We start from the raw sequence: 25,107 nt of genomic DNA on the forward strand, positions 1-25,107 counted from the left end.
GGAGCGCTGGGGTTTCCGATCAATGGTTATCGCGCGGCAGGCCGCGCGTCTGCGCGATGCGCTGATACGCCTCCGCACCCTCCAGGATCGCGCCCGAACCGAGCTGGCCGACCACGGCGCGCTGGATCTCCTGCCACGGCGTCTGCGAGGCCGGGTAGCGATAGCCACCCGCCGCCGCGAACGCCGCGCGGCGTTCCTCCAACTCCGCGTCATCGATCAGCAGATCGGCCGTGCCGCGCGTCAAGTCGATCCGCACGCGGTCGCCATCGCGCAGCAGCGCCAGCGTGCCGCCGACCGCCGCTTCGGGCGAGGCGTTGAGGATCGACGGGCTGCCGCTGGTGCCCGACTGGCGGCCGTCGCCGATGCACGGCAGCGAATGAATGCCATCGAGGATCAGATGCGCCGGCGGGCGCATGTTCACCACTTCCGCCGCGCCCGGATAGCCGACCGGCCCCGCGCCGCGCATGACCAGCAGCGTCGCGGGCGTGATGCCGGTCGAAATTTGGTCGATGCGGGCGTGATAATCCTCGGGACCATCGAACACGACCACCGGCCCTTCGAACGCCTCGGGATCGTTGGGGTTGGACAAATAGCGTTCGCGGAACTCGGGCGAAATCACGCTGGTCTTCATGATCGCGCTGTCGAACAGATTGCCGGACAGCACCACGAACCCCGCCGACGTCATCAAGGGCGTGTCGAACGGGCGGATCACATCCTCATTCTCGATCACCGCGCTGCGGCAATTATCGCCGATCGTCTTGCCGTTCACGGTCATCGCGCCCTCGGCAATCAGGCCGTGCTGGATCAACTGCGCGACCACGGCGGGGACGCCACCCGCACGATAATAATCCTCGCCCAGATATTCGCCCGCTGGCTGCAAATTGACCAATAGCGGCACGTTGAGGCCATGCTCTTCCCAGGTCTTGAGCGGGACGTCGACGCCGATATGCCGCGCAATCGCGGTGAGATGGATCGGCGCGTTGGTCGATCCGCCGATCGCAGAATTGACCGCGATCGCATTGAGAAAGGCGTCCTTGGTCAGGATGTCGGAGGGCTTGAGGTCCTCCGCCACCATCTCGACGATGCGCTTGCCGGTGTAATAGGCGCATTCCTGCCGGTCGCGATACGGTGCGGGGATCGCCGCCGATCCAGGGAGCGACATGCCCAGCGCCTCGGCCAGGCTGTTCATCGTCGTCGCGGTGCCCATCGTGTTGCAATAGCCGGTCGACGGTGCCGACGAAGCAACGAGGCGGATGAATTCGGCATCGTCAATCTCGCCCGCCGCGAGCAACTCGCGCGCTTCCACACGATCGTGCCCGAGCCGGTGCGCTCGCCCTTGTGCCAGCCATTGAGCATCGGCCCGACCGACAGCGCGATCGCCGGGATGTTCACGGTCGCCGCCGCCATCAGGCAGGCAGGCGTGGTCTTGTCGCACCCGATCGTCAGCACAACGCCGTCGAGCGGATAACCATAGATCGTCTCGACCAGGCTGAGATAGGCAAGGTTGCGGTCCAGCCCGGCGGTCGGCCGTTTGCCGGTCTCCTGGATCGGATGGACCGGGAATTCGAGCACGATGCCGCCCGCCTCGCGAATGCCCTCGCGCACGCGCTCGGCCAGGACGAGATGGTGACGGTTGCACGGGCTGAGATCGGAGCCCGTCTGCGCGATGCCGATGATCGGCTTGCCCGAACGCAGTTCCTCCAGGCTCAACCCGAAATTGAGATACCGCTCCAGATACAGCGCGGTCATGTCGATGTTATCGGGGTTGTCGAACCATGCGCGACTGCGGAGCTTGAAGGGGGGGGAACCGGTCATTGAGATACTCCGCGTCTGGACGACTTTGTTCCCGGATATACTCAGACAATTATAAGATCAATGCGCACGCGACCAAAGTCGAACCGCAGATGGCTCCGGCACCCTCTTTAGGAAGGCGGGTCAGCTTGCATCGGACAGCAAACGCCCGCCAACGCGTCGCGCTGGCGGGCGGTCAGGGTGGCGTTGACAAGAAGCAACGTCGCCACTGTGATAGTATCCGCTCGCCAGCGCGAAAGGCTTACCCTCTCCCCTTGCCGGGATCCGGAGTGACGATCGAGTGCGGGAAGCCCCAACCCGCAAGATCGCTCGACGCGCGTGACGAACGATCCTGCGGGTGCGCCGTACAAGGCCCATGCGCTTATTGGGCGAAAAGCAGCCCCCACATGAAATCATACCCGGTATAGCCCGGGGGCGGCCCATGAGGCCCGATCGGCTCCCCGACGTTGGCCGGGCCGCCGGACGCATTGAACGAAGCGCCAGCATGGCACGAAATGCACGACGATTTCGCCATCGGGACATTCGCGTTGAGCGGCTCGATGATCGGGCTGCCGAGCAGGATCGGGTTGGTCGAGGTCCCGAACGTGCTCTGCGATCCCGTCAGGCAGTAATTGTTGAAGATAGGGGCCACATTTGCCTGGCTGAGCAAAGCGGTTGCCGCCGAAGATTTGGGGCATGCACCATATTGGCCCCACGCCTTCGCATTGGCGGGCACCGATGGGGTCGCGGCACCGAAGGAATCGTTGCATCCCGTCTGGTCGCAACGGCCCGGCGTATACGCATTTTCGAAATCAGCCCATATCCAGTCAGGAAAGCCTGGTGTCTTTACCGAGATATGCATGCTCGTCATTGCATAGGTCGTCGCTGAGCCTGAGCCGACGCTTGCGGATGAAGTATAGAAATTGCTGGTGATGAAGCTGGTTGGCTGCCCCAACCAGGTGGCCAGCGTGCTGACCGGAATCCAGTCCGCCTTCACTTCCAGCGCATTCCACGGCACCGAAACCGGCTGCTTGGTGCCGTAATATGTGCTTATCCCCGCCGACGACCACAGGCCATTCGCGACGAGATAGTTGAAGGTCGCGCGATCACGCCGCACCTCTTCGCCGACGCAGCCCCCCTTGGGAAACCCCGAGCCCGCAGCCGCCCCTGCGAGCCCCGACGGCGTGCCGCAGCCCTGTGCCGGTCCAATCACTTGGACGGCGAAATGGCCCGTGCCGCGCGTCGCCATCGCGGCGCGCATATGGGCCCGCCCGAGCAGGCTGCGCTGCAAGAGCTTGCTGCCCTTGCTGGAACTCGCGCTCGGCCAGGTCGGCACGTTGCAGCCCTTCTTAGGGGTCGAAGAACAGGGGTTCGCGACGTAAATGCCTGATCGGACGCAAATGTTTCGTAAGTAACCTTGCCCACTGTTCCAGACGGACTGACCGCGAGAACGAATTGCTGCCATGAAACGGCGTCCGTCGAAACGGGCGGCGGCGGAATGATTTGTGCAGGTTGAGCGGGCCTTGCATGTATTCGAGAGGCGTCAGTTGCGACGATACCAATCGAAATCGTCGCTACCGCCAACGTTGAAAATATACGATATTTCTTAAAAGCGATTGTAGACATGTCACCATCTCCCCAGAATCTATTCTGACGGATACGCTTTTACCATATCGGAACACTGTATTGATAAAATAGAGTATCAAACAATCAAATATCGGTCAACGTTGAAAATATTATATCCTAATGGCTGCGTTTAGATTTTGTGATATTTTTCACAGACATTATCATTCATGTTATCTGACGGCTCAGTTCGCACAGTCTTTCGCGTACAGGAAGATATTGTCGGACAAAGAGATTCTGCACATCGTCCATTTATCGCCCATGCGGCCCTGACCGCCGGGCACCGCCTTGGTGCGTGTGCGATGCTCTTGGCACCACACCGCGCGTGAAGCGCGCCGGTGTCGGCACCGGCCCCGGCGAGGGCAGCGCCTTTTACGGACGCATTACGCGACAGCGCGCGATTCACCGGGAATTTTTACGCCGTCGCGGGCAGTGTCGCCCTCGAACAGGTGAGGCAATGCGACAGCGTTCGATGCGGGATTTCGACCTCAAGGTGCGGTTGAGCGGCGTTGGTTTCCTTCTGCTGGCGGCGCTGTGCCTTTCCGCCTTGTCGGCCGATCGGGGCAGTCCCGATGCGCAACCAAGCGGGTTCGACTTGTGTATGGCGCTTATCGCCGTCTGCTCGGGCTGTGTCGGCGCGGCCCTCGCGCTGGAGGGTCGCTGGCTATTCGAGCCGGTTTCCGATCCCCGCGCGCGCCGCAACGTGCACGGCGACGATGCGCGAGACAAAGAATGAAGGTGCATCCCCATGGCAAGGTCGGCGGTGCTGAACCGGGTTGCGCCATGTTGCCAGCCGCAGCAGCCGACGCTTTGCTGGTCGCTGCGCTGGAAACGGACATGTCGCGCGTGGGCATGGCCACCACCATGGCCTATCTCGCCATCACGCGACGCAGCCTGGCGCTGCCGCTCTATCGCGACCGATCATGACCGGACATCCCCCCCGCCCGTTTTGGCTCGTCCTATGCGGGGCGAGCCTTTGTCCGGTCTGCACGGCACCGGCACCGCACGGCAATGTGCCTACCCTGCCGCGAAAAGAGCTCGGTGGATGGTCGCCGCTTCGGATTTTCGTGCGCACCTTGTCGGCTCGGCCCGGTGTATCGCGCCGAACTGCCATCAGGCGGCCCTGTGGAAATGTTGCGCGGTTTCCCAGGGCTGCACCGGTGCGAAAGAGATCGTGGGGACTAGAGGGGCGGTCGCAACCAAGATCCTTGCACCGGGGAAGGCATGCACCTCGCTGCGCGCGAATCCCATAGCGGCCGCGCGGGAAACGAAGCGGCCCTCAAGCTTGCCGCCATCATCCTGCACCAGCCAATGGCCAGCGCTATCCTGTCCCACTCTTATGACCGGGCCTCTTTGATCGGGCTCCGGGTCGTTTGGCGATGTCATGCTATGCTTCCTCACGCTAAACGCTCGCAAGATCCAATATCGCGGAAGGCCGCTGGCGCGCGACACGCACCTGTAGCGCGCCGCGCCCAGAACGCTGATCCGCGATCATGGGTTGGACGATCATGCGAACGTCGAGATAGCTTTGGGCGGCATAAAAGCTCGATATCGATTGAAAGGAATTTGCGTAGAAAGTGCGTAAAACGAGGCCTCTGCGCGGAGGCCGCCGCCTCGCCGAAGAGCGCCTTTTCAGGCGCATCAACCTGCCACGGGATTGGCTATTGGCACCCTCTTCGAAGTCGAACGCGCAGCTTCGCATTCCGGGGCGAGCACCGGGCTTATCCGAGCATGACCGTCGCGGGCACGCCGCCAACCGACGACGGCGCTACCCAGACATCAAATGCGCCGGCTTCGGCGAAGCTGCGCCGATCGGGATGGACGAACGCCAGATCGGCGCGCGACAGGGGGAATGCAACGCGCACGCTCTGCCCCGGATCGAGATCGATATGCGCGATGCCTTTCAAAGCTCGCACCGGCTGCGTGAGGCTCGCGACTTTCTGGTGAATGTATAATTGCGCGACTTCACGCATCCGCTGGTGGCCAGTGTTCGTGACCGTCGCCGACACTGTGGTCGCGGCGTCGCCCGTCAGTCTCGTAACGCTCACCTCGGTTGGCGAATAGCGCACGGTCGAATAGCCGAGCCCGTGCCCGAACGGATAGAGCGCTTCGTTCGTCACCTCCCGGTAGCGCGCTTTCCATTCCGGTGCCGCGCCCAGTTGCGGACGGCCGGTCGCGCGATGGTCATAGAAGAACGGCTCCTGCCCCGACGCTTGCGGGAAACTGACCGGCAGACGGCCCTGCGGTGCGTGATCGCCAAACACGACATCCGCCATCGCATTGCCCGTTTCCGATCCAAGGAACCATGTCGCGAGGATCGCCGGTGCCGCGCGCACTGCGCCCGTCAGTGCGAGCGCACGTCCGTGGCGCAGCAGCACGACGACCGGCTTGCCGGTCGCGGCGATCGCCTCGGCAAGCCGCAGCTGCGCCTCCGGAACCGTGATTTCGACCCGCGCCTGCGCCTCGCCCGACATGCGTGCGCTTTCGCCGATCACCAGCACGACGACGTCCGATGCCTTTGCCGCCGCCACCGCCCGTTCGATCCCGCCGGCAAGCGGCACTTCATAGTCGGAGCCGCGTTCGACCTTCAGCGGTGCATCGTGCCCCATCGCGGCGCGGAAACCCTGCTCGGGCGTGACGCAACTCTCGAAATCGGGAAAGCTCGCCCATGGCCCGGGCATGTCGCCGCGGTCCGACACGCACGGCCCGATCAGCGCGATCCGCGCAGATCGCGCGAGCGGGAGCAGGTCGCCGTCGTTCTTGAGCAGCACGATCGACTTGCGCGCGGCCTCACGCGCCAGCGCAACCGCCTGTGGCAAGCGCACGTCGCGCCGCTCGCGCGCCAGATCGAGCGAGCGATACGGGTTGTCGAACAGCCCCAGCGCCTGCTTGACGGAGAGCACGCGCCGCACCGCGGTATCGACCGTCGCCATCGAGATCCGGCCCGCCCGCACCAGCGCGGGCAGGTGCTTGTTGTACAAGCCGCTCTGCATCGAGATGTCGCACCCCGCGTTCAGCGCTTTGACCACCGCATCGGACCCGTCGGCGGCAAAGCCGTGGAGGATCATCTCTTCGTCGGCGGTATAATCCGACACGACCAGGCCCTTGAATCCCCATTCGCCCCGCAGAATGTCGGTGAGCAAGTAGCGGTTTCCGGTCGACGGCACGCCCGCGATATCGTTGAAGCTCGCCATGGTCGACAGCGCGCCGGCGTCAAACGCGGCCTTGAACGGCGGCAGATGCGTCTCGCGCAATGTCGTATCGGGGATGTCGGCGGTGTTATACTCCATACCGCCCAGCACAGCGCCATAGCCCGCGAAATGCTTCGGACAGGCCAGCACCGAATCATCCGCTGTCAGATCTTCTCCCTGAAAACCACGGACGCGCGCGGCGGCGAACTGTCGACCGAGCCAGGTGTCCTCGCCCGCGCCTTCGACGACGCGGCCCCAGCGCTGATCGCGCGCGACGTCGACCATCGGCGCGAAGACCCACTGAATACCCTTGGCGCTCGCCTCTACCGCCGCCGCACGCGCGTGCGCCGCGCAAGCTCAGGATCGAAGCTCGCCGCTTCGCCCAACGGCACGGGGGAAGGTCGTCTTCATGCCGTGAATCACGTCTCCGGCGAAGATCAGTGGAATCCCATGCGGCGACTGCTCGATGGCGACGCGCTGCAGCGCGCGTCCGTCGGCGACGCCGATGCCGTTGTATAGCCCGGTCATCCGCCCGGCGGCGATGTCCCGCTGCAGCGCGGCCATGCTCTGCGTGACCAGTCCAGGATTTAGCGGTGGCCCGTCGGTCCGCGCGGGGTCGCTGAAGATGCTGAGTTGCCCGGCCTTCTCCTCGAGCTCATCGCCGCGATCAATCGCTCGATCCTGCTATCGAAGTACCGGATGCGCGCGTGCGCCGGTGCCAGGGCGGCGGCGATCGCCGCGGCGGATCCCCCTTTCAGCAGCGCCCGCCGAGAAACAGTTCCAGTCACACGCTTTCCCTCGCCGATCTGCGCGCCCGAATCGGTTTGGGCTGTCGCAGCACGATAAATTTCACTTGGCGGATGCACAAGAAACCGGTTACAACGCAAGTGTTGGAACCGGTTTCTTGGCGCATCGGCCAGGTTTATCGGCCGCATAATTCACCACCGTACCGCGGTGCTCGGGCGAGCAGCGCGGCGATTCGATTTGAAGACGGACAGACAAAAATAACAGGGCGGCACCGCGCCGATTAGGGGAGATGAAATGAACAAGCTGATGAAGGCGAGCCTGCGTGCGGCGCTGGCAACCACCGTTCTGGGCACCGGGACGCTCATTTTGGCCGCGCCCGCCGCCGCGCAGACCACCTCGACGGTCCAGGGACATATCGATGGTGCCGCCGCCGGCACGACGGTGACGCTGACCGACGTAAATACCGGCCATCAGGACACGACCAAGGTCGACGCCAACGGCAATTACGTCCTCGTCGGCTTGCCGCCAAGCACCTACCGCGTTTCCTCCGGCGGCCGATCGGCCGAGGTAGTGGTGCCGTTGGGTCAGGCCGTCACCGCCGATCTGCTGGCACCTGCGGACGACGCAGCGGCTCCCGGCAAGGACATCGTCGTGGTCGGATCGCGCGCGCGCGACGTCCGGACAGCGACCGTCAGCACCAACATCTCGCGGTTCCAGCTCGAAAATCTGCCGAACGGCGATCGCAACTTTCTGAATTTCGCAGCGCTCGCCCCGGGCGTCACCGTCTCCCCGCCGACGCTGGGCGGCAAGGCGCGCCAGGTCCAGGCGGGCGGCATCAATTCGGATAACACCAACACCTTCATCGACGGCATCAGCATCAAGAATCTGGTGAACCACGGTGGCACGGTCGGGCAGAACCTATCCTCGGGCAACCCCTTCCCCGCCTCCGCAGTCGACCAGTTCGACGTCCAGACGCAGAACTTCAAGGCCGAGTTCGAGCAGGCGGGCTCCGCCGTGATCTCGTCGGTCACCAAGACCGGCGGCAACAGCTTCCACGGCGAGATCTTCGGCGAGTGGCAGCCCAAGGCCTTCATCAGCCAAAATTACGATGACCGCCCCGGCCATCTCAACAACGCCACCGCGCCGTACAAACCGAAGCCCAATTTCGACACGAAATATTACGGGGCCGACCTTGGTGGTCCGATCATCAAGGACAAGCTGACCTTCTTCGTCGATTTCGAAGGCACGAAGAAGACATTCGGTGCCAACGACATCAATGTCTATAGCGGCAATCTGGCGGCGCTGGCCCCGGCGGCGCAGACGTACGCCCAAAGCGCAAGGTCGCAATATAATGGAAGCTTCCCGGCGACGTTCGACGAGAAGCTGTATTTCGGCAAGCTGACCTTCTACGCAACGCCGCAAGACACGATCAACGTCAGCGCGTTCATTCGTGACGAGTCGAATCTCCAGATCAACGGTGGCGCGACGACGGTCGAGGCATCGACCAACAATCGCAACAATGAACGCCGCTATCAGCTCACCTGGAATCACCGGGGCGAGGGCTGGCTGAACGAATTCATCTTTGCGCGCGATGCTGCCGCGAACGGTGCCATCCCCAATGTCACGGGCCCGTCCTCCGTCGTGACCTTCAATGGCGGTGCGACCACGCCCAACGTCGGCGATTCCCGCGTGCTCATTCTGGGCGGGACCAACTTCGCCCAGGACGATCACCAGTATCAGACGCTGTTCAAGGACAACGTCACCTTCTTCGGCGGCCCGCACACCGTGAAGGCCGGTATCAAGCTCAACTTCACCAAGCTGCAGCGGCTTGAGGACAATAACGCTCGGGCACCTTCTTCTACGACGCCAATTCGTTCTTCGGCCTGGGCTCGGCGAGTACGAAGGCCCCCTATGCCGCGACCATCAACACCGCCGTCGTCAGCCCGGTTACGGCGAACAACACCGAAATCGGCGGATTCGTACAGGACGATTGGCGGCCCAACGACCATTGGTTGATCAGCGCCGGCTTGCGTTGGGACTATGAATCCAATGCGGTAAACAACGACTTCGTGACACCTGCGGGCATTGCGGCCGCGTTGCGGGCCTATCCCGGCTGGAAGGCGGCTGGCATCAACCCCGACGACTATATTTCGACGGGCCACAACCGGAAGCCCTTCCTCGGCGCGTTCCAGCCGCGCCTTGGCATTTCCTATGACGTGAAGGGCGACCGCGATCTCGTCTTCGTCCTGGGTGGCGGGCGCTATTATGACCGCTCGCTGTTCATCGACTCTGCGATCGAGACGATCAAGGACCAGTACGAATCGGTCGTCACCATCAACACGCCCCCCAATTGCACGTTGGGCACGCCACGCTGCGTGACGACGATTCCGACCAATGTCGACCAACTGCGCGCGCTCGCCGCGGCGCAAGGCGGCGAGGTGCACCTGCTCAACAACCGGACCAAGATGCCTTATTCGGATCAGGTCAACTTCGCGGTCAAGAAACGCCTTGGGGTGATCAACACGTCGGTCACCTTCGCCTATATCAAGTCGCACAACATCTATCAGGAGCTGATCGGCAACCGCAATCCGGACGCAGCTACAGCCCGGGTGGCAATCCGGTCTATGTCTATAACGGCGTGCCCTATGCGGCCGGGATTTTCTACGGCACGGCTGCGATCAACACCGCGCCGCTGCCCGGTTATGGTAGCATCTTCATCGGCAACAGCGACGGCAAGGCCCATTATGCCGCAGTCTATCTGCAAGCCGACAAGCCCTATACCGAGCGCTCCGGCTGGGGCTTCAGCACGACGCTGACCATCTCGAGCTCGCGCTCGAACGATACCCGCAACGGTGCCTCGATCGGCGATCCGTTCAACTTCGACGCACCGACTATCGGGGCGCAGGGCTATGGTGATTCGAGCGGTCTGGAACGCTGGCGCTTTGTCGCTACCGGCACGGTCAAGCTGCCGCTCGACATCCGCGCCACCACCTTCGTCACGCTGTCGTCGGGGCCCTCTTACGGCGGCGTGCTGTGCAATATCCCCACCACCGCCCCCGGCGGCGGCGGCTGCTACACGACCAACTTCGGCATCTACCGGCCCGGCGGAATCGGATATAAGAACGTCGACTTCAACATCGCCAAGACGTTCAAGATGCAGTACGCGCATGGCCACGAGCTGACGGTCTATTTCCAGGCGCTCAACGCCTTCGACTTCGTCAACCGCAACTATTCGATGTGGGGCGGCGGGTTCCAGAACGTCGGCGGGGCAGGACCGACCGGGGCCTATGATACGGGCTCGGTCGCGAGCCAGGGGCGCAACTTCAAGGTCGGCGCGCGATATAAATTCTAACCTGAAATCCGGAACGCTTTGTCACCCCGAGGATATCCCCGGGGTGACGATGCGACCGGATCAGGCCGCGATCGGCGGTGCCTTGCAATGGCGGGCGATGAAGGCGGCGTGATCGGGCATGGCGGCGGCGACGTCAGCGGTGACGTCCGCGACATCGGCGAGAAAGTCGCTTCGCACTTCGGCCGACACCATCGCCGCATTGGGGTCGCATCCCATCGCAAACCCCTGCCCCAGCAGAACCTGGACCCAGCTTTCGACCCGAAACAGCTCGGCTGCGGCGCGTTTGTAGAAACGGCCCGACGAGGCGAATAATGCCAGCCGTTCGGCAAGGCTGTCCGGGATCGCCATGTGCTTCAGATAACGCCAATAGGGCGTGTCCTCGCGATCGGTCACCTTGTAATGTGCCACGATGAAGTCGCGCACGTCGGTAAATTCGAAATCGTGTTGGCGATTATATTCCGCGATGTCCGCTGCGGCGAAACCGCGATGCGGAAACAGGCCCAGCAGCTTGGTGATGCCGGTGTGGATCAAGTGGATGCTGGTCGATTCGAGCGGCTCGAGAAACCCCGCCGACAGGCCGATGGCGACGACGTTCTTCTCCCACGCCCGATGCCGCTTGCCCGGACGAAACCGGATGGCGCGTGGATCGGCGAGCGGCTTGCCGTCAAGATTGGCAAGAAGCAGCGCGGCCGCTTGGTCGTCGCTGATGTGCGCGCTCGAATAGACATGCCCGTTGCCGGTGCGGTGCTGAAGCGGAATCCGCCACTGCCAGCCGGCCCCGCGTGCCGTCACACGCGTATAAGGCGTCAACGGTGCCACCCGCTCGCATGGGACCGCCAGCGCACGATCGTTGAGCAGCCAGTGGTTCCAATCCTCATAGCCGACGCCGAGCGCATCGCCGATCAGCAGCGCGCGCATACCCGAACAATCGACGAACAGGTCGCCATCGACCGCACGGCCATCGTCGAGCACGAGCTGCGCAACATGGCCGCTTTCGCGATCGCGGGTCACATCCACGATCTTTCCCTCGATCCGGATGACGCCATTGGCCTCCGAACGACCACGCAAATAGCGCGCGAACAGCGACGCATCGAAATGATAGGCATAGTCCAGTCCGCCGAGCGGCGAACCCGGGCTGCGCGGATCGGGATACCTGAACTTGTTTTGCATCGCCGCGACGCAATTGAGCGCATAGGCGTCGAATGGTGCCCTCGTCTCGCAGCGCTCGCCCAGCCATAGCTGATGCGGGTGCAGCCACATAAAATCGTGGCCGATGCGACCGAAGCCGTGAAAATAGCGATCCGCGCCGCGATGCCAGTCGACGAAGTCGATCCCGAGCTTGAAGGTCGCCTGGCTTGCGCGCATCATCTCGATCTGGTCGATCCCCGCCAGATCATTGTAGGTACGGATCGATGGGATTGTCGCCTCGCCCACGCCGATGATCCCGATTTCGTCGGATTCGATCAGCCGGATCGTGTAGCTGCGGAACACGTGGGACAGCAGCGCCGCACTCATCCACCCCGCAGTCCCGCCGCCAACGATAGTGATCGTCCGTAGCGGCGCGTTAGCGTCCATGCTGCCCTCTCCCCTGCCGGTTTATGCGGCGAGCCATCCGCCAGTGAAGCCGGCGCGCTGCAACCCCAGGCGGATCGGGCCCGAGCGTCGCATCGTGCGCCAGATGAAATCCTCCTTCGCATTCGCGATCGCGCCAAGGATCGGTCCTTGATCGATACCGAGATAATTGCGCGAAACCCAACCGCGCGCCGGGTCGACGACGCCAAGCTGCACCGGCTTGTCGCTCCAGCGAAAACTCGGGTTGAAGGCGTCGTAAAAGCCGTAGTCGCCATACAGCCACGGGCCATAGCGCGCATGCATCGCCAGCGTTGCGGGAACCACGATTTCCGGCGCGAAGGCAAGCGAGCCGATTGCGGCGGTCGCGCGATCGTGCCGTCGTCATAGCCATCGGGCTCGTCGATCGGCCCGCGCGCCGAATAGGAGCGGAAGCTGCGCTGGGTGCCCTTGAAATCATGCTCGACATCGGCCGGGCCGACACAAGCGGTCAGTCCCCAGACGTCCCGCGAATAACCGTCCCATCCCATCGGATTGCGGATCGCGTAGCTGCGCTGCGCCCAGGTTTCGCGTCGGCTGTTCTCGAAATAATCAAGCCCCGCCGCACGCATCGCGGCGTCGCGGATCCCACGGAAGTCGATCCACATTTGGCTATACTGATGCCCGAACATCGGGGCGAACGCGAGCCGACGCGTGTCGCCGCTACCGCGCCAGCACTGCGGGTAAGGCGCGCACCAGGCGTCCCAGATATTCGCCGCGACCGGGTGTGTGGGCGACCCGAGCGCGAGCAGGTTGACCATCATGCCTTCGTTATAACCATCCCAGCTGCGCGCGATGAAACCCTGGCCGGGATGCCAGCCCATCGAAATCGCCGCCGCGCCACGACGGAACCACTCCCAGTCGGCGCGGGCGTAGATCGTCCGGGCGAGACGACCGATCTCGCGCTCGTCGGGATGGTCCTGGTCGAAATATTCGGCGGCAAACAGCATGCCGAGGAACAGCATCGTGCTGTCCACCGACGACAGCTCGACATCGCCATACCGCAGGCCGCTGTCCATGTGCAGGAAGTGGTAGAAGAATCCCTGATGACCGGTAACGCCGTCGGCCGCCGGACCCTGCGGCGCGCGATCAAAGAAGCGCAGCGTCGCCAGCGTCCGCGCACGTGCGGCGGACCGGCTGATCCAGCCGCGCGCCACACCGATCGGATAGGCTGTCAGCGCAAAGCCGACCGCTGCGATGCTGCAGAAAGCGGGATTGGGCCAACTATCGGGGACCAGGCCGTTTGCGGGATTGCCAGTGTCCCAGAACCAGCGGAACGTGCGGTGTTCGAGATCGTCCAACAAGGCGGGCAGCGGAGTTGCCCCCGTCGTGCGCTTGGGCCGTCGGCCTGCCAGCGCCGCCGCCCGATCTGCCGCAAGTCCGCCGACCGCAAGGAGCGCGGTGGCGCTGAAGCAACGACGATCGATCAATTGGCCTCTCCATGCTGTGCAGGGGTGATGCATCAGCCGCGGCCCCGATGTAACCGGTTACAGATGGTGGTCAAGCGAAATGCGGATCGATCCGGGCGATGTGCTATCGCCTCGTGAATGGCAGATTCGGTTCCTCCCGCGCCACAGCTTTCCTGGCCCGCACGACTGCGTTTTGCCTCGGGCGATTTCGCCTGCAATCTGTATTGGCAGAGTTCGAGCCTCTTCCTGTTCTTCTATTATACCGACGTGCTCCATCTGGCCCCGCAGGTTGCGGGCCTGATTGCGATGCTGGGTTCGGTGTGGGACGGAATGGCCGATCTGCTGACCGGCATGTGGGTCGAGCGTGGGCGCGGCAGCTATGCCCGGACGGTCGGCCTGGGGGCTGTTCCGCTCGGCCTGGCGTTCCCACTGCTGTACCTGGCACCGCCATTTCACGGAGCGCTATTTCTCGGGGCATTGCTCGTCGCCCAGTTCGTGTTTCGCTCGCTCTACGCGCTGGTGAACATCCCTTACGCCGCGTGGAGCGTGCGGATCAGTAGCGACAGCCGCGACCGCGCAGCGATCGGCGGGGCTGCGGATGGTCTTCGGCACCGTCGCCGTCGTCGTGGTGTCGCTCGCGACCGAGCGCATTTCGCTCGCCGTGTCAGGCAGCCTGACCAGCACGAAGGGGCTGCTAAGTGCCGCCGCCGTCTTCTCGCTGGTCGCGACGCCAGTGCTGCTCCATGTCGCTCGCGGCACCCCCGCCCGCGCAGGCTCGCCGCGGCGCGACAGGCCGCATGCCTCGCTGCGCGACGGCCTGCGGACGCTTGCGACCAATTACGCGTTCGTCACGCTGTGCACCGCGATGATGTGCGTCGCGGTGGCAACGACGATGATGACCCGCTCGGTGCTCTATTACTTCACCTATATCGTCCACGACGAGTCTGCGGGGACGACCGCGCTGGCGCTGATGGGTGTGGCCGGGGGCCTGACCGTGCCCTTGTGGATGGTCGTGCGACATCGGATCGGCAGCCGCGCACTGTGGCTCGGTGCCGTCGCCCTGGCGACCGTAGCCAGTATCGCCTTTGCGTTGAGCGATGATGGTGCGGCGTGGCGTGCGGACCTGTTCCTGGTGACGATGCAGGCGGCGCTCGCCGCGTTCAGCTTCGTCTTCTGGGCGATGCTGCCGGACACGGTGGAATATGGCGAATATCATGGCGGTGTCCGCGTCGAAGCACTGTCGTTCGGCGTCGCGGCGTTCCTGCAGAAGGTCTCGATCGGTGCCGCGACCGCGATCACCGGTTTTGCCTATGCCGCCATTGGCTATGCCCCCCAAGTGCCGCAAACACCGCACGTCCTTACCGGCATCCGTTGGATCATGGTCGCAGCCCCGATCATCGGCTGTATACTGTCGGCGCGCGCAATGGCGTCGAACCCGCTGCGGCGCGACACCCATCGACGGATTGTCGCGACGCTGGCGCAGCGAACAGACGCTACGCCGCCAGCGTGAAGGTACCCGAAACGCCCTCCGCTTCGGCCGATGGCGCGATCCAGACCCGGAACGCGCCTGGCTCGACCGTCGGCTTCAGGGACTCGCCGACGAAGGCCAGATCGGACCGCCGCAGCGTGAAGCTGACCTTCTCCGACTTGCCCGGTGCCAGCGACACGCGCCGATAGCCCTTGAGCTGCCGCACCGGGCGCGTGATGCTCGCCGCTATGTCGTGGATGTAGAGTTGAACCACTTCGTCCACCGCGACCTTGCCGGTGTTGGTGACGGTCGCCGAAAGCATCAGGGTACCATCCCAGGCCAGCGTGTCGCCGTGGTCAATCTCCAGTGCGGCATAGTCCACGTTCGCGTACGTCAGGCCGTGCCCGAACGGAAACAGGGCCGAATTGGGAATGCCGCGATAATGCGCCTTGAACGGCGCCAGCGGGCCGTCAGGATTGGGCCGCCCGGTCGATTTGTGCGCATAATAATAGGGCACCTGACCGGGCGCGCGCGGGAAGCTCACCGGAAGTCGTCCCGAAGGGCTGGCATGGCCGAACAGAATCTCGGCGATCGCCGCCCCCCCTTCCGAGCCGAGGAACCACGTCACCAGGATCGCAGGCGCTGCGAGCACCGCGCCATCCAGCGCCAGCGCACGGCCGTTCTTGAGCAGAACGACAATCGGCTTGCCGGTGGCCGCGACGGCTTCGGCCAGGGCCTGCTGTGCGGCGGGCACCACGATCTCGGTGCGCGCCTGTGCTTCGCCGGACATGTCTTGCCCCTCGCCGATCGCGAGCACGACGATGTCGGCCGCATGCGCGGCCGCCACCGCCGCTGCGATTCCGCCGTCGAGCGGCGTTTCGATGCCACACCCCTGCGTGACGGTGATCTGCGCCTGACGCCCGGCGAGCGCGCGCACCCCCGTCGCGAGATCGATTGCCTCAGCATCCGAGCCATAGACGTTCCACGGTCCGATCAAGTCGTGCTGCCCCGCCGCGAACGGCCCGATCAGCGCGATTTTCCGGTTTTGTGGCAGCGGCAGCAGTGCACCATCATTCTTGAGCATGACGATCGACCGCCGCGCCGACTCACGCGCCACCGACCGATGCGCAGGAGTGCCGATGCGGGCCGCTTCGCGCTGCGGATCGATGCGGCGGAAGGGATCGGCGAACAGGCCAAGCGCGACCTTGACGCGCAACACCCGGCGCACAGCCTGATCGAGCCGCGCCATCGGCACCGCGCCGGACGTCACCAGATCGGGCAGATATTTGAGATAAAGCGCGCTTTGCATGCTCATATCGACCCCGGCGAGGAACGCCAGCCGCGCCGCGTCGCGCGCATCGGCGGCAAAGCCGTGCGCGACCAGTTCCTCGTCGCCAGTATAGTCGGACACCGTCAGCCCGCTAAAGCCCCATTGGTCGCGCAACACGTCGGTCATCAGCCAGTGATTCGCGGTCGCCGGCACCCCCGCAACTTCGTTGAACGCCGCCATCACCGACAGCGCGCCGGCGTCGAGCGCCGCCTGAAACGGCGGGAAGTAGACCTCCCGCAAACTGCGCTCCGAAATGTCCACCGTATTGTAATCCAGCCCGCCCTCGGCCGCGCCATAGGCGGCGAAATGCTTGGCACAGGCCACCACGGCGTCGTTCGCGGTCAGCGCATCGCCTTGGAAACCGCGCACCCGCGCGCGCGCATGTCCTCCCCGAGCAGCACATCCTCGCCCGCGCCCTCGACGCCACGCCCCCAGCGGGCATCGCGCGCAATGTCGACCATCGGCGCGAAGGTCCAGTCGATCCCGGCTGCAGACGCCTCGACCGCCGCGACGCGCGCGGTGCGTTCGGCAAGCGCGGGATCGAAGCTCGACGCTTCCCCAAGCGGTACCGGGAAGACGGTGCGGAAGCCGTGGATCACGTCGGCGGCGAAGATCAGCGGAATTTTCAACCGGCTGGCCATCGCCGCGCGCTGCATTTCGTGCGCCATCTTCGCACCATTGCCGTTGAACACGCCGCTTAGGCGGCCCGCCTTGGCGTCGGCGAGTTGCGACGCATACCCACCGGTCGGTGTGATCGGGTTGAGCCGATTGGCGGCTCCCCCGGCCCAGGCCGCGGCCATCAGCGTGAGCTGTCCGGCCTTCTCTTCCAGCGTCATCATGCCGATCAGGGCTTCGACTGCGGTCGGCAGAACGCCTTCGCCCAGCGTCGCGATCAAAGCCTGTGCCGGAGACGCCCGCCACGCCAGCGCAGCCGCGCCGCCAAGCATCAAGCTACGTCGCGAAACCTGCATGTTATCCACCTCAATCCTCCCGATTTCGGTCTTGGTACAGTGATGTAACCGGTTACAGCAAGAGCCTTGCCGAATTCCCCCATTCGTGGTGCAAGCGTGGCCCAACGAACGGCTGGAGATTGCTCCCCTTATGGCGCACGCCACCATCCGCGACGTCGCCCGCGCAGCGAACGTTTCTATCGCGACCGTGTCGCGCGCACTGAACGGCCACGGCAACGTCCGCGCAAACCTGCGCGAGCGGGTCCAGAGCGTGGCAGCCGCGCTCGGCTACGTGCCGCACACCGGCGCGCGAAGCCTCAGCCTCGCGCAAACCAACGCGATCGGCGTGATGCTCCCCGACCTGCACGGAGAATTCTATTCTGAAGCGCTGCGTGGCATGGACGGCGAGGCATCGGCCCGCGGGCTGCAATTGCTGCTGTCCAACATGCATGGCGACCGGCGGGGAACCGAAACGTTGCAGTTTATGCGGGGACGCGTCGACGCGCTGATCCTCATGGCCCCCGATATCGACCCCGAGCGGCTGCTGACGCATCTGCCGACAAGCTTGCCAACCGTTCTCATCAGTTGCCCGGACGTAGCGGCGGATCATCCGCAGTTCCGTATCGACAACGCCGCCGGGGCCGACGCGATGGTCGAGCATCTGATCGCTTCCGGGCGACGACGGATCGTTCATTTGTCCGGCCCCCGTGGCAACCGCGACGCCGAGGAACGCATCGCCGGCTACCGCGAGGCAATGGCCCGGCACGGCCTCAGCCCGCGAATCCTGACCGGCAATTTCGAAGAGGAAACGGGCACGGCGGCGGCACTGCAATTGATCGCGGATGCGGAACGCGCCGATGCCTTGTTCGCCGCGAACGACATGATGGCAATTGGTGCGATGGTGGCATTTCAACGCGCCGGACTGGCGGTTCCCGACGACATCGCAGTGGCGGGATTCGACGACATTCCCCTCGCGCGTTTCGTAACACCCGCGCTCAGCACGATGCGCGTCGGGATCGCCGAGATCGGTGCGGAGGCGGTATCGCGCATTGCCGCGATCCTCGCCGGTGAAACGGACACCGACGTCCGGCGCATCGTGCCCCAGATCATCGCCCGGGCCAGCACATTGGCGAAAACAGAAAAGGGCCGCCAACTCTGAGAGTTGACGGCCCTTTTAATGGTGGGCGTGGCAAGGATTGAACTTGCGACCCCTGCGATGTCAACACAGTGCTCTACCACTGAGCTACACGCCCACTTCGCCGTGGCGATGCCTAGCGAGGGGCGGCCTTTAACGAAGGCTTGGCCGTCGCGCAAGCGTCTCCTGCACGATTTAAATATTGTCGCTCACGCGTTCATGCTCGAACATGCGATCGACCTCGAGCACAAGATCCCGCAGGTGAAACGGCTTGGACAGCACGCGTGCCTGCGGCATCGTCTTGCCCGCCTTCAGCGTCACTGCGGCAAAGCCGGTGATGAACATCACCCGCAGATCCGGCAACATGTCCCCCGCCTTCTGCGCAAGTTCGATGCCGTCCATTTCCGGCATCACGATATCGGTCAGCAGCAGGTCGAAATGCTCGGTCTCCAGCAAGGGAATCGCCGCTGTGCCACGATCGACCGCCACCACTGCATAGCCGGACCGTTCAAGCGCACGAGTCAGATATTCGCGCATCACGCGATCATCTTCGGCCAGCAAAATGCGTATCATTCCAAAATCCCGCCTCGCAGCCTCGCTGCGCTTTACCATCCTTTCCTATGCGCAAAGCCCTTAATATTTTCCAGCCGGATCGCTGCGTGGCTTGTGCTACAAAGGGAGGAGATGACCGCTCCGGAATGCGCCTTCGACCGCTTTGGCGATGATCCGCCGCTCAGCCCGATCGTGCTGTCGGTACCGCATGCCGGGCGCGACTATCCACTTGCGCTACGGGCGGCGCTGCGGGTTCCCCTTGCTGCCGCAACGGTGCTGGAAGACCGCTATATCGATGCCGTGGCGCTGGCCGCGCACCGCGATGAAGCGCTGTTCGTGCAGCGTCGAGCGCGCGCCTGGATCGACCTCAACCGTTCCGAGCAGGAACGCGATCCCGCAATCGACGAAGGCGCGGCTTGGACCGCAATGCCACACGCCTCTGCCAAGCTGCGCGGCGGGCTGGGGCTCGTGCCGCGACGAGTCGCGGGGGCCGGGGAATTATGGCGGCGTCGGCTTGACGCCAATGACGTCAACGCCCGCATCCGCAACGACCACCGCCCCTATCACGCCGCGCTGGCATGCGCGCTGGCCGCAGCCCGGGCGCGCTTTGGCACCGCCGTGCTGCTCGACATCCATTCCATGCCGTCGCTCGGACCGGACCAACCAAGACTGGTCATCGGGGATCGGTTTGGGCGTAGTGCCGGTACCCGCTTCATCGCGGCAGTCGAGGCCGCGGCGCACCGACACAGTGTTAAAACCGCGCTAAACACCCCATATGCCGGGGGGCCATATCCTCGATACCCACGCACGGCCCGCAAACGGGGTGCATGCCATCCAAATCGAATTCGACCGCAGCCTCTATCTCGATCCTGCAGGGGATCGCCCAGGCGATACGCTTCCGGCGGTGGCGCGAATGTTGCGGGATATGATCGACGCGCTGGCCGATGAGGCCGCAACCCCGCTATCGATTGCGGCCGAATAAAAAACCACCGCGTGCAATGCAGCACGCGGTGGCCAAGGTTCAGGGAGGAGGCACCCTGAAAGGGTGCCGCGCGGCCCCGCGAAAGGGGGGAACACGAAGCCGCGTGCAACAGATATAGGTAAGAGGTTTTCGCGCTTCAAGGGCCAAATTTCGGCCGGATCAGCGGAGCCTATTTCGGTCGCGCCAACGCCGGAATCATCCGCGTGAGCGTACCGTCGCGCAACACGAAATGGTGACGCAGCGCGGCACAGACATGGAGTACGATCAGCCCGACCATTGCATATCCAAGCAGGCCGTGCGCGCTATGGGCCGCCCCGCTGGCTGCCCGGGAAATCGGGAGCGCTGGTACGTCGAACACGCCCAACCACGAAAAACGCGACGCCGACCGGCTTGCGCGATACCAGCATCCAGCCGGTGATCGGCAATGCCAACAGCAAAAGGTAAAAACGCGCCGTGGGTGAGCCCGGCAACGGCGCGTTCCCACGCCGCCGATTTCGCGGGCGGCGGCGGCGGGCGATACACCAGCCGCCACGCCACCCGCGCGACCGTCAGCACCAGCACGCACAGCCCGATCGCCATGTGAAAGGGGATCGCCCCTCTCACCCCTTCCAGCAGCGAGTCATGCAACAGCCCGATCACCAGATTGACCAATACAAGCGCGGCGACGATCCAGTGCAACCAGACCGCCCCGCGCGTATAATGGTCCAGCACGATGATCGCGCTGCGCGTCATCTTAGTCGATCAGTTGCGGGACGGGGGCCTTGCCCAATTTGACCTGACGGTCGAACACCTGCGGCAGCGTCGAGAGCGAGAACAGGTGCGCGTAGAGCAACGGCAACAGGCCCGACTTCTGAATCTTGCGCAGTTGGTCGCCACGCAGTTCGTTGAGCTTTTCCTCGTTCACCATCTGGAAGCCGCGATAGATGAACGGCTTGTCATTGCCTTCGATCTGCAGCGTAACCTCGCCTTCCATCAGCAGGTCCAGTTCGCGAAGCTCGTTCATGAAGTTCGCGGTGCGCGCGCCGCCTGCTCGAACTGCTCGTTGAAGGCGAGGATATTCTGCACGATCTCGGTCGGCTTACCGTCGGCGAACAGCGGCTCGCCCTCGTCGAACGTGCCGATCGTCTCGCCCGTCGGGTCGAAGCACAGCGACAGTTCTTCGGCATCGGGGCGCAGCCGCGCCAGCATGAAAGGATAGCGGCGCACATACGCGGGCACATAGACCTGATCTTCGGTCAGCTTGCCATCGTCGCCGATGAACACGTTGACGCCCTCGTTCAGGCCCATCAGCGCGATCGGGATCGCGTCGTCGCCGCTGGTGAAGACGATCGGCAGCGACCGCTGTGCCGCAACGAATTCATCCACCGTAATCGGAATGGCGTGCTGGCCGACCAGGAAAGTAGCCCGGTCCAGGGCGCGAAAACGGAAGGCAGCGTGCGCTTCGCTCGAAAGAGGCTCGAGCGCGTTGTAGAACAGCGGAAGGGATTGCGGCGCGCTGGCCATCAGAAATTCTCCATCGACTAAGATAAAGCACGCGGCTTGCTATGCCTGATGGCCGCTGGCTCTATGGTGCGCGCGGCGTTTCTGCAAGGCCGAGCAATTTGCCGGGATTCATCAATCCCTGCGGATCGAGGCCCGCTTTGATCGCGCGCAGCGACGCCAGGCGCGCGGGCGAGGACAAACGCTCCAATTCCGCCCGCTTCATCTGTCCGATACCGTGTTCGGCCGAAATCGAACCACCCGCTGCAACCACCAGATCATGGACGAATCGCGTTACGTGCGGCGCATCCTCCCCATACCAGCGGGTTGCGTCGGCCCCCATTGGAGCGCGGACGTGGAAATGCACGTTGCCGTCGCCCAGATGCCCGAACGCCGTGGCGTGTGTGCCGGGGAAGCGCGCCTCGGCGGCGGCGGCGGCCTCGACCATGAAACGCGGCATCGTCGCCACCGGGACCGAGATATCGTGCTGCACTGCTGGTCCGCTGGCCCGTTCAGCCGCAGACAAGGAATCGCGGATGCGCCAGAACGCTTCCGCTTGCGCTTCCGATGCTGCGATCGTCGCATCGGCAACCAGGCCATCGGCCATCGCGGCACCCAGTTCCCGCTCCAGCAATATGGCGGGCGATTCGGCTACGGCATTGGCGGTTGTCGCCTCGATCAGCACGTGCCACGCATGCTGCCCGGTCAACGGCGCACGTGTGCCGGGAATGTGGTCGAGGACCAGCGCCAGCGAATCACCCGGGATGATCTCGAAACTTTCGATCGAATCGCTTGTGCGCTCGAGCCGCCGCAGCAAAGCCAGCGCCGCCTCGGGATCGGGCACCCCGGCCCACGCCGCCGCCCGCTGCAGCACCGCCGGATAAAGGCGCACGGTCACCGCCGTGATGATGCCGAGCGTCCCCTCGGCCCCGATCAGCAGATGGTCGAGATCGTAGCCGCGATTATCCTTCTTGAGCGCAGCCAGCCCGTCGAGAATCTGCCCGTCCGGCAGCACCGCCTCGACCCCGGCAACCAGCCCGCGCATGGTGCCAAAACGCAGCACCTGCGTGCCCCCGGCATTGGTCGACGCCAATCCGCCAATCGTGGCACTGCCGCGCGCGCCAAGCGTGAGCGGAAAGCGCAAGCCATGCGCGGCGGCGGCGGCGTGGAGATCCGCCAGAATCACCCCGGCCTCCACCACCGCCAAGCCGGCGGCCGGATCAATCGACCGTATGCGATTCATCCGCCGCAAGGACAGGATCAGCGCCGACCCGTCGGAAGGGGGCGTAGCGCCGCCCACCATCGACGTGTTGCCCCCCTGCGGCACCAGCGGCACCCGATATTCCGCGGCGAGGCGCATTATATGGGCGACGCCCGCGGTACTATCCGGCGACAAAATCGCGGGAGTGCGGCCGTGAAAACGCCCGCGCCAGTCGGTCAGCCACGGCGCGATGTCCTCCGCGTCCGTCGTCACCGCCTTTGCCCCCAGTACCGCCTGGGCTGCGTGGATGACCTTTTGCTGGGCGGAGGTGGCATTGCCGGGCGGGAATGGGGCATTCATCATTCTTTTGCCCTACCATCCGCATGGTCAGACGCCAATTCATCCGGCATTCAACCATTCACGGTAACGCTGGCCTTTATCTTTATGCCCAACTTCGCCCTTCCCGCTTCATTGCTCCTTGCGCTCGCGTCGACCAGTTCGGCCGCGATGGCGCATAGCGATGGCGTTGCGCTGGCCCAGTTGACCATTCACCAACGCATCATAATCCGCATTCCACGCGTCCTCGGCGGGCCTGCGTCTCGGCGTTCGGAACCCGCACCACCCCGCGTGACTGAGAAAAAAGGGCCGAAATGCGTGGCTATGGCAGCGGTGGAGGGTGCGCTTATCTCGGGCGACGACAGCGTTGATCTGATCCTCATCGACGATACGCGATTGCGCGCGCGGTTCGACAACAAATGCCCGGCGCTCGATTTCTATTCGGGCCTTTACCTCAAGGCCACACCCGACGGCATGGTCTGCGCCGGACGAGACTCGATTCGCGCGCGATCGGGCAGCGCCTGCCGAATTGACACTTTCAAGCGTTTGATCACCAGGAACAAGTAGAACGTCCGCGTTTACCTTGACATTTCGCCCCTGATCGGCAAGCGCTTTTCAACCGTTCGCGGGCGCTTCGCCCGGGCGCTTTTTCCGGATACCGCATGACTTTTGCCGATCTCGGCCTTTCCGACGAACTCCAGCGCGCCGTCAACGAGTCCGGCTATACCGAGCCGACTCCGATCCAGGCGAGCGCGATCCCCTCTGTGCTGATGGGCAAGGACTTGGTCGCCATCGCGCAGACGGGCACGGGCAAGACCGCCGCTTCGTGCTGCCGATGATCGATATTCTCGGTGAGGGCCGATCGCGCGCGCGGATGCCACGCTCGCTGATCCTCGAACCGACGCGCGAACTGGCCGCGCAGGTCGCCGAGAATTTCGAGAAATACGGCAAATATCACAAGCTTTCGATGGCGTTGCTGATCGGTGGCGTGTCGATGGGCGACCAGACCGCCGCGCTCGAAAAGGGGGTCGATGTCCTCATCGCGACACCGGGTCGCTTGATGGATCTGTTCGGGCGCGGGAAAATTTTGCTCACGGGCTGTTCGATGCTGGTGATCGACGAGGCCGACCGGATGCTCGACATGGGGTTCATCCCCGATATCGAGGAAATCTGCACCAAATTGCCCAAGACGCGGCAGACGTTGCTGTTCTCGGCAACGATGCCGCCGCCGATCAAGAAGCTGGCCGACAAGTTCCTCGACAATCCCAAGACGATCGAGGTCGCGCGGCCCGCGACCGCCAACGTCAACATCAAGCAGTGGCTGGTCAACGTTTCCGCCGCCAAGAAGCGCGATACACTGATCTCGCTGTTGCGGGCGGAAGACGTGCAGACCGGTATCATCTTCTCCAACCGCAAGACCACGGTGCGCGAACTAAACAAGGCGCTGCAGCGCGCGGGCTTTGCCTCGGGTGAGATCCATGGCGATATGGAGCAGGCGCAGCGCATCGCCGAGCTCGATCGTTTCAAGAAGGGCGAGATCAAGATCCTCGTCGCGTCCGACGTCGCGGCACGCGGCATCGACATCAAGGGCGTCAGCCACGTTTTCAACTATGACGCGCCGTGGCACCCCGACGATTATGTCCACCGCATCGGTCGTACCGGCCGCGCGGGCGCGACCGGCATCGCCTTCACCTTCGCGACGCCCGACGACGCCGAAAACATCCAGAACATCGAAAAACTGACCGGTCTGAAGATCGAGCGCTACGAGACCGGCACCGCCCCCGCTGCCGACGACACGCCAGAAGCGCCGCGCGAAGCTGCCCCGAAAACACGCCGCCGTCCCAAGCTGCCGCGAAGGTCGCGGTGCCCGTCGTTGAAGCGGAGGAAGCGCCATCCGAGGTCGACCGCCCTGCCCGCCCGCCACGTCCGCGCGCGCGACCGGGAGCCGCACCG

13 protein-coding genes, 1 tRNA gene and 9 pseudogenes are annotated in these 25,107 nt (G+C 64.1%); 11 read left to right on the forward strand and 12 right to left on the reverse strand.

The features are described from left to right. Positions 1–19: 19 nt before the first annotated feature. Positions 20–1,815: pseudogene (locus NW75_RS15255) on the reverse strand (IlvD/Edd family dehydratase). Between the two features lie 358 nt (positions 1,816–2,173). After that, positions 2,174–3,127: a hypothetical protein gene (locus NW75_RS23055; RefSeq protein WP_052192439.1), complete on the reverse strand. Its 954-nt coding sequence runs from the start codon at positions 3,125–3,127 to the stop codon at positions 2,174–2,176. A gap of 744 nt (positions 3,128–3,871) precedes the next feature. Here NW75_RS23055 and NW75_RS15265 point away from each other — a divergent pair. Beyond that, the gene (locus NW75_RS15265; RefSeq protein WP_033966050.1) at positions 3,872–4,150 is read left to right on the forward strand and encodes a hypothetical protein; all 279 of its coding nucleotides are present in this window, start codon (positions 3,872–3,874) and stop codon (positions 4,148–4,150) included. Then, a complete protein-coding gene (locus NW75_RS15270; protein ID WP_033966052.1) occupies positions 4,147–4,341 on the forward strand; it encodes a hypothetical protein in 195 nt (64 codons plus the stop codon). The genes NW75_RS15265 and NW75_RS15270 overlap by 4 nt, the downstream gene beginning before the upstream one ends. Positions 4,342–5,135: 794 nt before the next feature. Here NW75_RS15270 and NW75_RS26695 read toward each other — a convergent pair. Next, positions 5,136–7,393, reverse strand: a pseudogene (locus tag NW75_RS26695) (glycoside hydrolase family 3 N-terminal domain-containing protein). A 253-nt stretch (positions 7,394–7,646) separates the two neighbouring features. On the opposite strand from NW75_RS26695, the gene NW75_RS23060 reads away from it, so the two are divergent. The 3 genes and pseudogenes from NW75_RS23060 to NW75_RS25290 all read left to right on the forward strand — a co-directional run bounded on the left by NW75_RS23060 (position 7,647) and on the right by NW75_RS25290 (position 10,704). Beyond that, positions 7,647–9,368 carry a TonB-dependent receptor gene (locus NW75_RS23060; protein ID WP_052192440.1) on the forward strand — a complete coding sequence of 574 codons (1,722 nt, stop codon included), beginning with the start codon at positions 7,647–7,649 and terminating at the stop codon, positions 9,366–9,368. After that, positions 9,275–9,895, forward strand: a pseudogene (locus NW75_RS28320) (TonB-dependent receptor domain-containing protein); the annotation flags it as partial. The gene NW75_RS23060 and the pseudogene NW75_RS28320, both read left to right, overlap by 94 nt. Before the next feature lie 95 nt (positions 9,896–9,990). Further along, positions 9,991–10,704, forward strand: a complete 714-nt coding sequence (locus tag NW75_RS25290; RefSeq protein ID WP_052192441.1) for a hypothetical protein — start codon at positions 9,991–9,993, stop codon at positions 10,702–10,704. Between the two features lie 60 nt (positions 10,705–10,764). Here the strand turns inward: NW75_RS25290 and NW75_RS15290 are convergent, their stop codons facing one another. Next, positions 10,765–12,279 (reverse strand): tryptophan halogenase family protein, encoded by a 1,515-nt coding sequence (locus tag NW75_RS15290; RefSeq protein ID WP_033966053.1) that lies wholly within the window; start codon positions 12,277–12,279, stop codon positions 10,765–10,767. Further along, a complete protein-coding gene (locus NW75_RS15295; protein WP_443024486.1) occupies positions 12,216–13,742 on the reverse strand; it encodes a glucoamylase family protein in 1,527 nt (508 codons plus the stop codon). The genes NW75_RS15290 and NW75_RS15295 overlap by 64 nt, the downstream gene beginning before the upstream one ends. A 117-nt stretch (positions 13,743–13,859) precedes the next feature. On the opposite strand from NW75_RS15295, the pseudogene NW75_RS28325 reads away from it, so the two are divergent. Beyond that, positions 13,860–14,237 (forward strand): annotated as a pseudogene (locus tag NW75_RS28325) (MFS transporter); the annotation flags it as partial. A 31-nt stretch (positions 14,238–14,268) separates the two neighbouring features. Then, positions 14,269–15,231, forward strand: a pseudogene (locus tag NW75_RS23920) (MFS transporter); the annotation flags it as partial. Here NW75_RS23920 and bglX read toward each other — a convergent pair. After that, a pseudogene (gene bglX / locus NW75_RS15305) lies at positions 15,215–17,490 on the reverse strand (beta-glucosidase BglX). The pseudogenes NW75_RS23920 and bglX sit on opposite strands and share 17 nt — an antisense overlap. Positions 17,491–17,620: 130 nt before the next feature. On the opposite strand from bglX, the gene NW75_RS15310 reads away from it, so the two are divergent. Continuing rightward, the gene (locus tag NW75_RS15310; protein WP_033966054.1) at positions 17,621–18,628 is read left to right on the forward strand and encodes a LacI family DNA-binding transcriptional regulator; all 1,008 of its coding nucleotides are present in this window, start codon (positions 17,621–17,623) and stop codon (positions 18,626–18,628) included. A 19-nt stretch (positions 18,629–18,647) separates the two neighbouring features. Here NW75_RS15310 and NW75_RS15315 read toward each other — a convergent pair. Together NW75_RS15315 and cpdR are read right to left on the reverse strand one after the other, a co-directional pair. Then, positions 18,648–18,722 (reverse strand) — tRNA-Val (locus tag NW75_RS15315). A 77-nt stretch (positions 18,723–18,799) separates the two neighbouring features. After that, positions 18,800–19,177, reverse strand: coding sequence for a cell cycle two-component system response regulator CpdR (cpdR, locus tag NW75_RS15320; protein ID WP_033966056.1), 378 nt, complete (start codon positions 19,175–19,177; stop codon positions 18,800–18,802). A gap of 111 nt (positions 19,178–19,288) precedes the next feature. Here cpdR and NW75_RS15325 point away from each other — a divergent pair. Continuing rightward, positions 19,289–20,138 (forward strand): annotated as a pseudogene (locus NW75_RS15325) (N-formylglutamate amidohydrolase). A gap of 169 nt (positions 20,139–20,307) precedes the next feature. Here the strand turns inward: NW75_RS15325 and NW75_RS27460 are convergent. From NW75_RS27460 to NW75_RS15340, 4 genes and pseudogenes are all read right to left on the reverse strand, one after another. Next, a complete protein-coding gene (locus NW75_RS27460) occupies positions 20,308–20,472 on the reverse strand; it encodes a cytochrome b/b6 domain-containing protein (RefSeq protein WP_269430341.1) in 165 nt (54 codons plus the stop codon). Continuing rightward, positions 20,403–20,870 carry a cytochrome b gene (locus NW75_RS15330; RefSeq protein WP_269430340.1) on the reverse strand — a complete coding sequence of 156 codons (468 nt, stop codon included), beginning with the start codon at positions 20,868–20,870 and terminating at the stop codon, positions 20,403–20,405. Before NW75_RS15330 ends, NW75_RS27460 begins: the two co-directional genes overlap by 70 nt. A 1-nt stretch (position 20,871) precedes the next feature. After that, positions 20,872–21,641 (reverse strand): annotated as a pseudogene (locus NW75_RS15335) (SapC family protein). A 61-nt stretch (positions 21,642–21,702) separates the two neighbouring features. Beyond that, positions 21,703–23,091, reverse strand: a complete 1,389-nt coding sequence (locus tag NW75_RS15340; protein ID WP_269430342.1) for an FAD-binding oxidoreductase — start codon at positions 23,089–23,091, stop codon at positions 21,703–21,705. Between NW75_RS15340 and NW75_RS15345 the strand changes: the two genes are divergently transcribed. Continuing rightward, entirely contained in the window at positions 23,032–23,721 is a 690-nt protein-coding gene (locus tag NW75_RS15345; protein ID WP_231565238.1) for a hypothetical protein, read from the forward strand. The two genes, NW75_RS15340 and NW75_RS15345, sit on opposite strands and share 60 nt — an antisense overlap. A 95-nt stretch (positions 23,722–23,816) precedes the next feature. Beyond that, positions 23,817–25,107: pseudogene (locus NW75_RS15350) on the forward strand (DEAD/DEAH box helicase); the annotation flags it as partial.

The sequence above is a fragment of the Sphingomonas sp. Ant H11 genome (assembly GCF_000797515.1).
GTDB lineage: Bacteria > Pseudomonadota > Alphaproteobacteria > Sphingomonadales > Sphingomonadaceae > Sphingomonas.